Source organism: Hallerella succinigenes, assembly GCF_002797675.1.
Taxonomy (GTDB): domain Bacteria; phylum Fibrobacterota; class Fibrobacteria; order Fibrobacterales; family Fibrobacteraceae; genus Hallerella; species Hallerella succinigenes.
In genome coordinates this window covers 2,545,852-2,560,345 of record NZ_PGEX01000001.1, presented here as the reverse complement: position 1 = coordinate 2,560,345, position 14,494 = coordinate 2,545,852, and the positions used below count along the sequence as shown (strand labels likewise).

General features: G+C 47.7%; 14 protein-coding genes. 11 read left to right on the top strand and 3 right to left on the bottom strand.

What is annotated here, in order from left to right; translation table 11 throughout:
* Positions 1 to 5: 5 nt before the first annotated feature.
* Together sufC and BGX16_RS11760 are read left to right on the top strand one after the other, a co-directional pair.
* On the top strand, positions 6 to 752 hold the full coding sequence (gene sufC, locus BGX16_RS11765) for a Fe-S cluster assembly ATPase SufC (protein WP_100426205.1): 747 nt from the start codon (positions 6 to 8) through the stop codon (positions 750 to 752).
* Positions 752 to 1,822, top strand: coding sequence for a SufD family Fe-S cluster assembly protein (locus BGX16_RS11760; protein ID WP_100426204.1), 1,071 nt, complete (start codon positions 752 to 754; stop codon positions 1,820 to 1,822). Before sufC ends, BGX16_RS11760 begins: the two co-directional genes overlap by 1 nt.
* A gap of 87 nt (positions 1,823 to 1,909) precedes the next feature.
* On the opposite strand, the gene BGX16_RS11755 is transcribed toward BGX16_RS11760, so the two are convergent.
* Genes BGX16_RS11755 through BGX16_RS11745 form a run of 3 tightly spaced genes read right to left on the bottom strand, consistent with a single transcriptional unit; the run spans position 1,910 to position 3,386 of the window.
* Positions 1,910 to 2,245 carry a hypothetical protein gene (locus BGX16_RS11755; protein ID WP_100426203.1) on the bottom strand — a complete coding sequence of 112 codons (336 nt, stop codon included), beginning with the start codon at positions 2,243 to 2,245 and terminating at the stop codon, positions 1,910 to 1,912.
* A complete protein-coding gene (locus tag BGX16_RS11750) occupies positions 2,235 to 2,828 on the bottom strand; it encodes a hypothetical protein (RefSeq protein WP_100426202.1) in 594 nt (197 codons plus the stop codon). Before BGX16_RS11750 ends, BGX16_RS11755 begins: the two co-directional genes overlap by 11 nt.
* 9 nt (positions 2,829 to 2,837) lie before the next feature.
* Positions 2,838 to 3,386, bottom strand: a complete 549-nt coding sequence (locus BGX16_RS11745) for a sulfurtransferase TusA family protein (protein WP_157798022.1) — start codon at positions 3,384 to 3,386, stop codon at positions 2,838 to 2,840.
* A gap of 196 nt (positions 3,387 to 3,582) precedes the next feature.
* On the opposite strand from BGX16_RS11745, the gene BGX16_RS11740 reads away from it, so the two are divergent.
* From BGX16_RS11740 to BGX16_RS11700, 9 genes are all read left to right on the top strand, one after another.
* On the top strand, positions 3,583 to 4,998 hold the full coding sequence (locus BGX16_RS11740; RefSeq protein ID WP_241899554.1) for a glycosyltransferase: 1,416 nt from the start codon (positions 3,583 to 3,585) through the stop codon (positions 4,996 to 4,998).
* Between the two features lie 226 nt (positions 4,999 to 5,224).
* The gene (locus BGX16_RS11735) at positions 5,225 to 6,469 is read left to right on the top strand and encodes a hypothetical protein (protein ID WP_100426200.1); all 1,245 of its coding nucleotides are present in this window, start codon (positions 5,225 to 5,227) and stop codon (positions 6,467 to 6,469) included.
* Between the two features lies 1 nt (position 6,470).
* Entirely contained in the window at positions 6,471 to 8,129 is a 1,659-nt protein-coding gene (locus tag BGX16_RS11730) for a hypothetical protein (protein ID WP_100426199.1), read from the top strand.
* A 45-nt stretch (positions 8,130 to 8,174) separates the two neighbouring features.
* Positions 8,175 to 8,825 carry a hypothetical protein gene (locus BGX16_RS11725; RefSeq protein ID WP_095880120.1) on the top strand — a complete coding sequence of 217 codons (651 nt, stop codon included), beginning with the start codon at positions 8,175 to 8,177 and terminating at the stop codon, positions 8,823 to 8,825.
* Positions 8,826 to 8,845: 20 nt separating this feature from the next.
* The gene (locus BGX16_RS11720; protein WP_100426198.1) at positions 8,846 to 9,409 is read left to right on the top strand and encodes a hypothetical protein; all 564 of its coding nucleotides are present in this window, start codon (positions 8,846 to 8,848) and stop codon (positions 9,407 to 9,409) included.
* A gap of 19 nt (positions 9,410 to 9,428) precedes the next feature.
* A complete protein-coding gene (locus BGX16_RS11715) occupies positions 9,429 to 10,367 on the top strand; it encodes a DUF6175 family protein (protein ID WP_100426197.1) in 939 nt (312 codons plus the stop codon).
* Complete coding sequence (locus BGX16_RS11710; RefSeq protein WP_100426196.1) at positions 10,368 to 11,588, top strand: hypothetical protein; 1,221 nt, start codon at positions 10,368 to 10,370, stop codon at positions 11,586 to 11,588.
* A gap of 57 nt (positions 11,589 to 11,645) precedes the next feature.
* Positions 11,646 to 12,617, top strand: a complete 972-nt coding sequence (locus BGX16_RS11705) for a cation transporter (protein WP_157798020.1) — start codon at positions 11,646 to 11,648, stop codon at positions 12,615 to 12,617.
* A gap of 382 nt (positions 12,618 to 12,999) precedes the next feature.
* The gene (locus BGX16_RS11700; protein WP_100426194.1) at positions 13,000 to 14,484 is read left to right on the top strand and encodes a DUF1846 domain-containing protein; all 1,485 of its coding nucleotides are present in this window, start codon (positions 13,000 to 13,002) and stop codon (positions 14,482 to 14,484) included.
* The last annotated feature ends 10 nt before the right edge of the window (positions 14,485 to 14,494 follow it).

The following is a 14,494-nucleotide window of genomic DNA, read 5'->3' as shown; positions in this document are numbered from 1 at the left end:
TCACTATGCTTTCTATCAAAAACCTTAAAGCAAGCCTGCTCGACGGCACTCAGATTCTCAAGGGAATTAACCTCGATGTCAAACCCGGCGAAGTCCACGCCATCATGGGCATCAACGGTTCCGGTAAAAGTACCCTTGCAAAAGTGATCAGCGGTCACCCGGCTTATCAGGTCGATGAAGGCTCTGTCGAACTCGACGGCAAGAATCTTTTGGAACTCGAACCGAACGAACGTGCCAACGAAGGTTTCTTCGCTAGCACCCAGTACCCGATCGAAATTCCTGGCGTTCCCAATGTGGAATTCCTCCGCATGGCAGTCGATTCCAAACGCACTTACTTAAAAGAAGGTCCGATTTCCGAAGAAGAATTTTCGAAGCGCTTGAACGAAGCGATGGCACTTCTCGAAATGGACGACCGCTACCGCACACGTGGTTTGAACGACGGCTTCTCCGGTGGCGAAAAAAAACGCAACGAAATTCTCCAGATGGCAATGCTCCTGCCGAAGTACTCCTTCCTTGACGAAACGGACTCGGGCCTTGACATCGACGCGCTCCGCATTGTGTCAAACGGCATCAACCATCTGCACAACCAAAACCGCGCCGTCATTCTCGTGACCCACTACGAACGCATTCTCGATCTCGTGAAGCCGGACTTTATCCATGTGCTGATGCACGGCAAAATCTTGATGAGCGGCGGTCCGGAACTCGCACTCAAACTCGAAAAAGACGGTTACGATTGGATCGAGGGCGCCTAATGCAAAAAGAAGCCTTAGAAAGAATTCGGGAACTCGGTCTTCCGGGCCGCAAGGTCGAAGACTGGTACAAGTTCCCCACTTCGAATCTTGCCGCTTACAAGAGCCTCGAATTCATCTCGAACAAGGAACTCCCCGTCGAAATCGACAACGCATCCAACGTGGAGCGCCTTTCCGAAAACAACCTGCACACGGCCGACTTTGGCATCGAAAAAGAAACCGATTTCTCGGCACTGCTCCCGCTTGCCCTCGGTGCAAAGTCCTTTGTAAAAGTCATCGCTGACGGAGCTTCCGAGAACGGTATTCTCAAAGCGCACGACGAATATTCGCACACCGTTTTCCGCATCGGTAAAGGCGCCAAGGTTTCCCTCGAAATTCTCGAAAATAAAATCGAACGGGAACTTTCCGCGGAGCGCATCGACCTTTTCGTCGACGAAGATGCAGAACTCGAACTGTTCTCGACCGAAGTCGGTCACAAGCAGGAACTCAAGTTCCGCACGATCCGCATTCACCAGAAAAAAGGCTCCAAGGTTCACATTCTCGACTTGAACCGCAGCGACGCCCTGCGCCGCACAAGCGTCGAAGATTATCTCGAAGGCGAAGCCGCTGACTTCGGTTTCCGCGCACTGAACATTCTCCACGGCACCTCCGCCGAGCACGACTTCGTTCGTGTTTTCCACCATGCCGCACAGTGCTCAAGCCGTCAGTTCATTCGCAACCTTTTATTCGACGAAACCGCAATCCATTACGACGGCGGCGTTGTCGCGGGCGAAGGCTGCTCAGGAACCGATTCCTCGGAACTCATCAACACGATGCTGCTTTCCGATGATGCGAGCGTTCACGTCAAACCGACCCTCAAAATTTTTCACGATGATGTCGCCTGCTCTCACGGCAACACGGTCGGCACCTTGGAAGAAGAACCGCTTTACTACCTGCAAAGCCGCGGCATCGACCGCAAGCACGCCGAAGAGCTTCTCATCGGTGCCTTTGCAAAGGATCTGATTGCGGAACATCCCTTTGAACCGGGCAAACAACGTCTGTTCAAGGTCCTGTCCGAAGTCCTTGCTAAGTAAGCATTTGACTTTTCAAAAGTTCCAAAGAAAAAGGCCCGCGCAAAATTCGCGAGCCTTTCCTTTTTCAAAACGAAACTGAATTTGGCCTTAGCGGAGATTCTTTTTTGCACCGCGAAGAAGGTTCTTCACCTGCTTCGAAGAGAGAGGCGGTTCGGTCGGCGTATCACGACGGCTCTTCGGGTAGCAATCTTCGCAGTAATAATGCACCACGACTCCGTAGCTCGCGGCTCCGTCCTTCATATCGGTTTCGCGGGAACGGTGGGCGCGCACCAAAGCTTCCTTTTTGCACTTTTCACAGATACCCATCTTCGGTTCTGCAGGTTTACGAGCTTCACGACGAGGCGCTTTCTTTCGGGGGTCGGTTTCTGCCCAAGCACGAGCAGAAGCAGCATTTTTCGCATAGAATTTATCGCTAAAATCCATTTTCGGTCTCCTTCTGTGTATTATAAATTCGTCGTGCAATGAAAAGTCCCAACAATACATGGCAAAGGGATGTCGGGAGATGATTGGAATCGTAAAGACTGCGAGCAAACTTTCCGCGTTGCAGTTGGTCTTTTTCAAAATCTTCCAAATGCGAGGCAAAATCCAGAACATGAACGCGGTCACCGTTTTCCATCGCACACACTTTTTCGTTAAACGCTTCAAGCGCCGCCACACATTCTGGAAGCGCTTGGCGCGGAATGGTCAACAGGTACAGAACCGAAGACGTTTTCGAAAGAATTTCTTCTAAAAGGATTTTATACTGGGTAAAAACCTGGTCCGCATCCGCAACAGCACGAAGTTCGTGCAACCCAAGGCCCAACACAATGCGTTCTGCGTGCTTTCCAAAAATATCCCCAGGAGCTCGAGCGATGACCGTCGAAATCGGGTACCGAATCGAACCGGCGATAGCAAATTGCATCGGACGAGTCGGGTATTCGCACAAAAGAAGCTCCGAAAACAGGGATGCGGCTTCACCGTTCACACCCATCAATTCGTCACCGATTATTTGAATTCTGTGCGTCACGTTAATAAACTACTTTATTTCCCGTTTTTGCACCCGTAATTCCCAATAATTTTCTCTTTTTTCGCGAAAAACGATGTGATTTCCGTCTTCGACCATCGCGCGAGGCACATTTTCAATCGGTTCCCCGTCATCGATCCAGAACGTCACCAAGTCCCCTGGTTCCATTCCGGCAAGCACAAGTCTCGCCCGCACCGATCCCGTCGGACAACGTACCCCGCGCATATCCACCGCCCCCGTCGAAAAGGCAGAAAGGTCGATTTCCGTCGGGAATTCCAACTCCCTGGATTTTTCACAAAAATGCAAAATTTCTTTTGCATACTTTTCGGGATGCGCAAGCCAGGTTCCGATTGCTTCCGGAAGTATTCCTTTAGGTAGCCTCTGAGCCAAAGAAATGGCTTTTTCTGGCGAAAAAATGGAAAGAACCGGGCGATTATTCCGAAAAACCGCCACTAGGGCGTGCCCGAGCAAAAGCCTTAGGGACGCCCCGATTTTCGGGTCGTTTTTACCCGCTTCGTACCATTTTTCAAGTGGAGAAATTTCTTGCTTACCTTGCGCCATATTTGCCACAAAATCCTCGATGGAATATAGCAATATTGTTTTTGCATTTCTATATTTGGCGCCAAGCATCCAAAAATGCATAAGGTTTTAAAACTATGGCTCAATATATCCTTGATATCCTCTTTGTCATCTACGTCATTGCCGGTGTTGGCCTTGTCGTCTACGGATTCAACTGCTATTGGAGCATTTATCTTTTTTGAAGAACAGCCGCCGCGTTCGTCTCGCGGACCGCAAGAGCCTTCTTCAGTTCTACCGCGATCATAAAATGGCAGACTTGCCGCAGGTCACCACCCAGCTTCCGGTCTTCAACGAAGCGAACTGCGTGGAACGTTTGATCGACGCTGTCTGCGCAATCGACTATCCGAAGGATCGACACGAAATTCAAGTCTTGGACGACTCCACCGATGAATGTTACGAAGTCACCAAGCGCAAGGTTGCCGAAAAGCAGGCCGAAGGATTCGATATTAAGCTCATTCACCGTACTAACCGTAAGGACTTCAAGGCAGGCGCTCTTGCCGCCGGTATGGAAGTGGCCAAAGGCGAATACCTCGCCATCTTCGACGCCGACTTCGTCCCGCAGAAAGACTTCCTCCTCAAGACGATTCCGCACCTGATCATGAATGAAAACGTCGGTCTCGTCCAGGGCCGCTGGGGACACTTGAACCGTTCCGAATCCGGTCTTACCCTTGCCCAGTCGATCGGTATCGACGGTCACTTCGTTGTGGAACAGTCCGCCCGTAGTTGGGGCGATCTTTTCATGAACTTCAACGGTACCGCAGGCGTCTGGCGTAAACAGGCCATCGTGGACGCTGGTGGTTGGGAAGGCGATACGCTGACCGAAGACATGGACCTTTCTTACCGTAGCCAGCTCGCCGGTTGGAAGATGAAGTTCGTATTCGATGTGATCGTTCCGGCCGAACTTCCGGACGACATCAACGCATTCAAGGCTCAGCAATTCCGCTGGGCAAAGGGTTCCATTCAAACCGCCATTAAAGATCTTCCGCTCGTCTTCAAGGCAAAGGGCGTTCCGTTCCGCAAAAAGCTCGGAGCCTTCCTGCACACGACGCACTACTCGATTCACCCGTGCATGCTCTTTACCGCTCTCGCCGCTTATCCGCTCCTCGCCTGGTACGACCCGGTAACGAACATTCCGGCTTGGCTCTTCACTCTCGGTTTTGCATTCATCTTCCTCGCGGCCATCGCTCCTTCGACCCTCTACTTCGTCGCTCAGCGTTGCTCCGGCTACACCGGTTGGAAAACCCGCATGCTTTCTCTTCCAGCTCTGATGGCCATGGGCGTCGGTATCGCAGTCAGCAACACCCGCGCATGGTTCTCTGCGGTTCTCGGTCGTAAAGGCTCTTTCGTCCGCACCCCGAAGACCGGTGGCAAGAAGCACTCCTTCTTCCGTCAAAAATTCCCGTATCTCGCGATCCTCGAAATCGCAGTCGGCGTTTACTGCATCGTGGGTGTTCTCGCTTACATCGGTGCCCGCAAGTTCATCATCGGTCCGTTCCTCGCCCTCTACGCAATCGGCTTCCTCGCTGTGGGCGCATTGAGCTTTATCCAGTACTTCCAAAATTTGCTGAACATTCACAAAGAGAGCACGAAGTAGCATTCTTCCCCTTTTCGTTTTCAAGGCGGATGCCCTAGGCATTCGCCTTTTTCTTTCTATTCCATTCAAAAAGTAGTCGTCTCCCTCATTACGAGCCCCAAAAAAATCCGTTCAAATCCAAAAAAGGATTCCAAAAGCCTTTTTTTTTGAATGTTAAAAAAAACTCTTGAAAATCTTTTTTTTTTCTTACATTAAGCGCTAGCCATTTTAAAGGAAATCAATGCTTATGAAATTTTTGCTTCCCTTGCTGCTTTTCGCGGCAATCTCCTTTGCGAAGCCTTTGGTTGTCTATACCGGAGTTTATTCCGTCAGTGAAGACAAAAGCCTTGGCAATATTAAGCTATTTGCGCCCATGTTTTTTGAAATTTTTTCCAAGTGGCAAGAATCTAACTCCCTTCCATTCGACCTGATATTGGAAACCGACGCCGAAGAGACAAAACACCTGGCAGCAGACCCTCTTTCCATGGCGATTCTTGTAACCCGGGACGACCTCCAAATAGAGCATTTTAAGCGGCTTGGGGTAACCAAGACGACGCAAAATCTGGGATTCAGCGTACTCTTTTATCAAAGCAGAAAGACGGAGAACGGCACTGTCAATACCATTTTGGCAGCCTTGCCGCTAAATTCCTACATGTCCAACGAAAAGCCTCTTTCGACCAGCGAAAAAGATCCCGATCGCGCGGTGATGACGAAAAAGATCGCAGACGAGCTGATTCGGAATCGCTTCGCAAAAAGAGTACGGAAACTCGGCATCGACGAGATTGAAATAGCGACAGAATGTTCGGAGGGCGAGTGCCGCGTAAAGGATTTCAAGAAGAAAGGGCTGGAAATCGGTCAAAGCGTCACCCTGAACACGGAGCAAGGAGACTTTGAAGCATACATCGTTGACGCAAAAGGCTCTTTGGAATTTGAAGAAAACGGAGCCAAGGAATTGATTTCGTCGGTCGGTGAAGCCAAGGGAAAAGCGTCAAACCTGAAGGGATACAGCGAGGAAACCTGGCAAGTGGTCAATGTGGAAATAACATCCAAAAAAGCCGCCAAACTTTTTCAAAACGAACCGACCCAAGCGCAAATCGCCCAGTGGTATTCCGATTTTCTGAGTGAAAGCGGTAAAGCGGTTCTCCCTCCCATCAGCGGTCTTAAATGGACGCAAAATTCCATGGGATATACCGAAATGATTCTGGCCAGTGCCGACGGCGATATGGAAAAATTTGTCATGGCTCCTGCGCGTTACAAGGTAACTTTGGGCTTTAGCGGAGTCGCCAACGGCGTTGTGAAGAAAAACACCATTGAAGAAATTTGGGCTTATAAAATTTGGCTAACGAACAAGACTAATAACCAAAAAGCCAAAGAAGAGGAATTCACAACAAGCAAAAAAGTCACCGTCCAATCTCAGGAACATCGAGAGATTGATGTGTTTAGGGATTTGCTTCATGTCAGCGTGAAAAAACTTGCAACAAAAGGAGAATAGTATGAAAAAAATATCGATTATTTTATTGCTTTGCCTTTTAGGTTTTTGCTTTGCCGCAAAGGATCAAAAAGTTACCGTTACCGGTTTTGCTACAGAAAAGAAGCCTACGAAAGAAGCTTATGAAGATGCGTTACAAAGCGCGCTGAGCAATGCTGTCGAAAAAAATTTGGGAACTTGGATAAAAAGCCAATCCTCTTCCGTTAATTTTTCTGATGCCAATAGTCTCAATCAAGCGAAGTTCGAAATTTTATCTAAAGCAAATGACTTCATCGTAAATTACAAAGTTCTGAAACGGGGCCTTTCATCCAAGGGGCTCTATGAAGTGACTATCGAAGCGGTGGTGTCTACAGATCGACTTTCCGGAGAATTGCGGAAATATGTAGGAGAGCTGAAGTCTAAAATGGACAATCCTTCCATTGCGTTTGTATTGACTAGCTGGGAAAAGAAGGGCGTGTTTACTACTGTTACATCCAACGCAAGCCTTTCTTCTAAGAACTCTTATTCTGGAAACGCTGCATCTTCGACTTATGCCAACGATGAAGCCTCTGTAGATGCTTCTGTTCGCGGTCAAAGTTCCAGAGCCGGAAATTCTAGCCGTAATTCTTCCGTATCTGCCAACGGACGGTATTCCGGTTCCGCAAGCGGCAGCTACTCCGGAGCTGTAGATGGTTCCGCCCATGTGGAGGGCGACGAGAGTTCCGTTTCTTATCGGGGAAAGCATCATCAAAGAGCGAACGCCGACTATTCCGCACAAGCAAGCGCCGATTACAATGAAAATCGAAGCGGCGGCTATGATTCCAATGACCGAATGAACGCGTCCTACTCGGCTCAGGGCAGATCGACCAGGCAAAGCGACCGCGCAAGCAAAGTCAGCGGTTCCAGTGAAGTCAATGCCCAGGCATCCCTCTCGGTAACGACCGGCAAGATTGACGAAAATCTATACGCCAAATTTGCCGATATGAGCATCATCGACGGATTCCAGCAAGAGTTCAAGGAAAAAGGCTTCGATTTGAAAGCCGCAGACAGGGCACGAGAAATCGCCGTCGCCCCCAGCGCTCTGCAAACAGGCATCAATATCAATGACCGATCCGCTGTGCGTGATTTGGCCGCAAATGAAGGGGCGAACTTTGTCGCGCGCGGCGAAGTGATGCTTCTTGGACAAGGGCGTTCTGCAGCAACCGGTCAAATCGAAGTGACCGGAAAAATCGGAACGGAAATCATCGACGTGAACTCCGGAGATGTGGTCGCCTCCTATTCCAATACCGTCACCGTTTCCAATTCCAATGTGGACAAAGCGAAAGCTCAACTGATTAAAAAAGCGTCTGTTGTCGCAGCAAGAACCTTGGCGAGTCAGACTTTGCAAACTTGGCAGGAACGCGCCGAAAAAGGCCGCCAATATACGGTTGAAATTCGCAATATGACCAAAGCCCGTTCGCAGAAACTTCCTCTCGAGAAAGCCCTAAAATCCATCGCATCCATTTCCTCCCAAACATCTCCAGCAAAAGGCGTACAAACTTATACGCTACTTTACAAGGGGAACAAGAGCGATCTTGGCGAAGCCATCATTATGGCAATCGGAGATGCCAAGGGGTTCAGCGAAGACGAATTTGACGGTCCCAATGACGAAAACGGCAAAATCGTTTTCACTTTCACAAAATAGGTTTCAAAAATTTCACATTCAACAATCCAATCAGGAGTCATCATCATGAAAAAACTCATCGCATTATTTTCTGCATTTCTTATCCTTTCCGGTTGTGCCGGTATTATGGGAGGCGGAAATCCTAAAATCAAAAGTCTAGAAGCGACCAGCACCAATATCACCGCGCAATTCTTCCTTGCATTGGGAGAAAGCGTTGTGGCTTACGAAAGTGCTTTATTGGCAGTCGGCAACAAGACCGAAGCCGAACGCATCAAATCGGAAGCAGGAAACCTTCGCGAAGACGACGATAAGGATAAACTGGAATCCTCCATCGGGATGCTCAACGAAGTCGATTTGAGCAAGGAACTAGAACAGGCCGGCGAATTGAGCGCGGAAGGCAAGGCGCAAATCGGCGCGGCCATCTTGCATTTGGGCATTGCCATTTTCTACGATGGAATCGTAGCAACGGAAGTTCCTGCTGTTGTGACAGATGCAAAGGATATTCAGCAAAACCTGTCCGCTGCTGACGCCATGCAGGCAGGAAGTATCGCGAACATTATCACTAACGCTTCTTGGATTGCCAATATCGCGCCGGATCAGCTGGCTTTGCTGAAAACGAATTTTTCCACATTGAAAGCTTATGCGAACGCCCACGGCATTCCCGTTCCTAGTCAGGAAGAAATCGAAAAAGAAGCTTCCAGTTTGAAAAGGGAATAACCAACATAATCGAGGCTTTTATGAAAAAGATTCTTTTACCCTTATCCCTCCTCGCCTCGTTGCTTATCGGCTGCGCAGGAAGCGGGTCGGTTCCCGGAACAACTGCCGTGCAAACCAACCTGAATATCCTCACGCAGGAAAAGAGCGAAATGTTAGCCCAGGACAAATATGCTATCGTCGAAGTGGGCGAAGGAATCGCCAGTCGGGAGCAAATCGCATTGAACAAGGCCGATATGCAAGCCCGTGCAGCAGTGGCTCGTACGATGAAGCAGAAAACCCAGGAACTTCATAAAAATTTCTATGAAGAAGTCGGTGAACAAGAGACGTCGCATAATGAACAGGTAATGGAGCAGGTTACCAGTGAAATGATAAGCGGCGCGACTGTCGTCAAATCTTTGACGGAAATGACCAAAGACGGCTCCTATAAAGTTACCGTCCTGATGGTCGTTAACGCCAATGTCTTTGAAAAAATGATGAAAGCCCTCAACGCTTCTGACGAAGTCGCAAACAAGGTCCGCGCCCGGGTGGAACGCGGTTACGCAGAAGCAGAGGACCGTTTCGAAGCATACGACAAAAACAAATAGCAAACGATAGGGATGGAAAATGTTGGTAAAGATTTTATCCGTTTTTTTATTACTGGTTTCGTCAGCCTTTGCGCAAAATTCAAAGTTCGATTCCCGCTATCAAGCCGCAGAAAAGACCTTTGATGCGTATAATGGCAAAACCGGTTCACAAGAAAGCGGAGCGTCTACACCAACATTTTCTTCCCCTCGTACATCTTCCGAAGAAATTCAAGTTCCCATTTCCATTCTCGTTTTGCCCGCTAAAAATGCCAAAAATTTATCCGAGTTGGAAATCGTCAATAAAAATCCCTATTCTCGGGCATTGATGGAAAGCCTCAACTCCTTTTTTGCAAAAAAGAATTACGAATTAAAATCTCTCGAAAAAGAAAAAGAACTGGAAAATTTTATCCTGACACAGAATGCCATTTCCGGAAAGGAAGAAGACCTCGCCTATTTGGCAAGTTTATATATCGGAGCCGATATCTATGTAAAATTTACGGGCGACTTGTCTTCGAAAGAAATAAATGTTCAACTGAATGCTTATGAGTCCACAACCGGTCAAACAATAGGAAGCAGTGCTTCGAAGCAAAAAATTTCAAATACCAAAGAAACCCAAAAATTCATTCAAATTGCCGCAACCGATGCTGCACGCCAGCTCGACACGAAGTTGCAGGATTATTGCCAAGCGCAAAAAAAGAGTACACAATACAAAGTCATGATGAATCTTGTCGGCGATTTCGCCGAAGATTTCATCGAGGATATTCACGAGCAAATCACGATGAATATCCCCGAATTGTTCCAAAAAGTCATTTTCAACGTGATGACCGAAAAAACGGTGGACATGACCGTTTACGCCAATCCTGCCGAATATTCCGACTCCCAAGCTATCTACAGCGCTATTCGCGCAAAATTAAAATCAGTCGTTGGCGTCAAGAAAACCAACATCACGAAAAAATTGATTTTTATGGACTTGAAATAAATGAAATTTATTGTTTATATTTTTGCTCTTTTTAGCCTTAGTAATTTAGCGCTTGCATCCAACATGATAAAATACGTAGGTTCTTCCACTATTTCGCAAGAAGAAGCAAACAATATCGCCATTGCAGGAATCGCAAAACAAATCGTCGCCAATGTTTCCACTTCCGAACAAATGATTGCAGAAGATATTACCCGGGGAAACAAAAGCGAATCGCAAGAAAAATACTCCGCAATTCAAAATATCCAAAGCGAATTGAGTCTCAAATGGATCAGGCTAGAAGTTCTTCCTAAAAGCGGTTCGGAATTTAAAGCGCGGGCGATTCTCAATATGGATGAAGTAGAAAGCGCTATGCTTTTGCGGATGCGGGAATTACAAAAGGAAATTTCAATTCACGAAACCAAGGGAATGGAGGCTTTAAAAATCAGGAATTACAAAAAATCTTCCGACGAACTGATGACCGCCATCCCGAAGGTGTTCATGTACAATGAAATGCTGGATGTGCTTTCCAAATTAAAACCTCTGAAAAGTTCCATCAAACTAAACCATCAGCTTCATGAACTTGAAGAACAGCTAATTTCAAAATTAAATTTCGTCAGAATAGGGATAGACAGCAATTCTCTAAAATATAGCGAAAGCTCCTTTTCTTTTGATGTCAATGCATTTGACGATTTGGGTCCCCTAAGCGGATTGCCCATAAAAATTTTACAAGGATCTAAAATTTTAATGAACCGGCAAACACAACAAGACGGTGTCGCCCATTTTGAATTGAACAAATTTTCCAAAAAAGGAAATACTCTTTCCCTTTTATGCCTGGTAGATTTGCCAGAAGGATTGTTGAAAAAATCCGGTTTAAATCAAGGGATCCGATTAACGTATGAATACAAAAAGAAGGAGAACCGATCCGAAGTCGCTACTAAAAACGAGGACTCCTTCTTTTTGATTTGTCCCTATCATGATGACGTTTGCAAGACGACTTCAAATTTTTTAAGGAAACACGGCATTTCCCTCGAAAGCGACAGTTCTTTAAAGAAAATCCATTTTTCCTACGGCAAAAGCATCCAAAGAACCCTAAAAAGCGCTGGCGTGGATATTATTACCTATGATTTTTCCCTTTGCCTGAACAACGAAAATTTTTCATTCTGTAAAAATTTAACCGGAGCCGGAAAAAGTGAAGCGGATGCTCTAGAAAAAGCCTTTAAAAAGATAAAAGGACTTGAATAATGCTAGCATCGGCATTATCGGCATTTTGAGGAACGTGTATATATTATCCCTATGGGAATGTTCAACAAGCAAAAACGCCATTTTTCGCGTCTGGTTATTCAGAAACAGGAAACAGCAAAATACAAGCAAATCGAGATGCAAACCCTCAAGGTCGGCATCTGGATCAACATTTTAATGGGACTCTGTGGCTGGGTCGGCTACTACTTTGCAAGTTCCTACGCGCTCGCCCTGGACGGAAGCCTTTGCACAATCTCCGCGGTCAGCTTTATCGTAGCCCTGCGCATCACCCGCAAGCGCGACGTCAAAAGCGAAGAATACCCCTTCGGCATTTACAGCGTAGAAAACGTTTACGCAATGCTCCAAGGCATTCTCCTGATAGCGATTACCGTGTTCTCGATTTTTGAAAGTATAGGCAGCATCATAAGCTACATCAAAAGCGGCCCGACAATACTTGAGCCCTTAAAGCTCACCCCGCTTCTTATCTACACGATCGGCATGGTATTTGCCTGTGCAGGCGTTTGGCTGTACTACCGCAGACAACTCGAGAAAACAGCGGGCGAAAGCCCCATTCTCAAATCCGAAACCGTCGCCGCTTATGTCGATACGTTCGTCACCGTCGGCACGGGCCTTGCCCTCATCCTCATGGCAATCGTCCCGCAAGATTCCCCCTTCGCCTTCCTGAATTACATCGGCGACTCGATCATCGTCATCGGAATCTCGCTCTTTTTGCTGCCGCCTCCGATCCGCGTCGTTTCGCATTCCTTCTTCTCGCTGATTGGAAGGACCACGCAAAACGCCGCCTTGCGAAACCGCACCGAAGCCGTCATCAAGGCGGCTCTCGACCCGAGCTTTAAACTTGTCAAGGTTCTGCTCTTCCACGTCGGTTCCAGCTACGAAGTCGATATCACCATCACTCCGCAGAATGACGCCCAAATGAACCTGGAAAAATATCGAGAGGCGCGCAGCACGATCGAAGCGGAATTAAAAAAACTGTACCCGAATCTTGTGCTGCAAATCTTTTTGCTTTAAAACAAAAAAGTCACTTTCTCACGAAAGTGGCTTTTTCCCATATATCCCAAACAAACCACTGCTTCCCTACTGCGGAACTTGAGTTCCGACATATTTATATTAGTAAAAATGTAAGTATTTTCAAAGTGATACTTACATTTTTGCGTTGTCCAAATGATTCAATAAGAATTCTCAAAAAACGTATCAAACATAAAAAAACATCTTGATTTTACAGTAGTTACAGAAATTTTTCTGTATCCTAAACGACCATGCCGTTGTCTAGAATTCCCCCTGAAAACAGAGGAAAAGCCTTTTTTGAAAAACAACAAAAATTTCCTTCAGAGAAAAAGGCAGAATTATTATTTTTGGGCAAAATATTATCGAAAATAAGGCTCTGTGGTATATGTACAAGATTGGATTTGATAACGACGCTTATCTGAAAACTCAATCGCAAAAGATTGCAGAACGCATTGCAAAATTTGGCGGAAAACTCTATCTCGAATTCGGCGGAAAGCTTTTCGACGACTTCCATGCATCCCGCGTTCTTCCGGGTTTCGCTCCGGACAGCAAGATTCGTATGCTGACGAAGATGAAGGACAAGGCGGAGGTCATCATCGCGATCAACGCAAGCGACATTGAAAAAAACAAGGTCCGCGGCGACCTTGGCATCACTTACGACATGGACGTTCTCCGTTTGATCGACGCCTTCCGCGGTTACGGTCTTTACGTAAGCAGTGTGGTGCTGACCCGTTTTGAAAACCAGCCTAGCGCAGTCGCTTACCAAAAGAAACTCGAAGGCCTCGGTCTCAAAGTTTACCGCCATTATCCAATCGAAGGCTACCCGGCGAACATTCCGCTGATCGTGAGCGACGACGGCTACGGTAAAAACGAATTCGTAGAAACGACTCGCGAACTCGTCGTGGTGACCGCTCCGGGTCCGGGAAGTGGAAAAATGGCTGTTTGCCTTTCCCAGCTTTACCATGAAAATAAGCACAATGTAAAGGCGGGCTACGCCAAGTTTGAAACGTTCCCGATCTGGAACATTCCCTTGAAGCACCCGGTGAACCTTGCCTACGAAGCCGCCACCGCCGACTTGAACGACGTCAACATGATTGACCCGTTCCATCTCGAAGCCTACGGCAAAACGACTGTCAATTACAACCGTGACGTGGAAATTTTCCCGGTTCTGAACACGACCTTCGAACAGATCCTCGGCGAATCCCCGTACAAGTCTCCGACGGACATGGGCGTGAACATGGCGGGCAACTGCATCATCGACGATGCCGCGACCTGCGCCGCTTCAAATGAAGAAATCATCCGCCGTTACTACAACACGCTTTGCCAGGTTCGCAAGGGCCAAGCAGACCAGGAACAGGTTTACAAGCTCAAGTTGGTGATGGAACAGGCTCACATCAAGCCGGAAGACCGCAAAGTCGCTGTCGCCGCGCTGAAGGAAGCCGAAGAAACGAACGGCCCGGCGGTTGCCATTGAACTCCAGGACGGCGCAATCGTGACCGGCAAAACCACGTCCCTACTCGGCGCTTGCGCAAGCGCGCTCCTGAACGCACTCAAGCATTTGGCAGGCATCCCGGACGAAGTCCGCTTGCTTTCCCCGATGGTCATTGAACCGATTCAGAACTTGAAGACGACCCAGCTGCGGCACAAGAATCCTCGCCTGCACATGGACGAAGTCCTGATTGCGCTCTCCGTTTGCGCTCTGACGGATTACAATGCGAAAATCGCTCTCGAAAAGCTCTCCGAGCTCGAACATTGCGAAGTCCATGCAAGCGTCATTCTTGCGCAGGTTGACGTGGACGTCTTCCGCCGTCTCCGCGTAAACCTCACGATGGAACCGAAGTATCAGTCTTCCAAACTCTACCACGAATAAGATTCGCCGC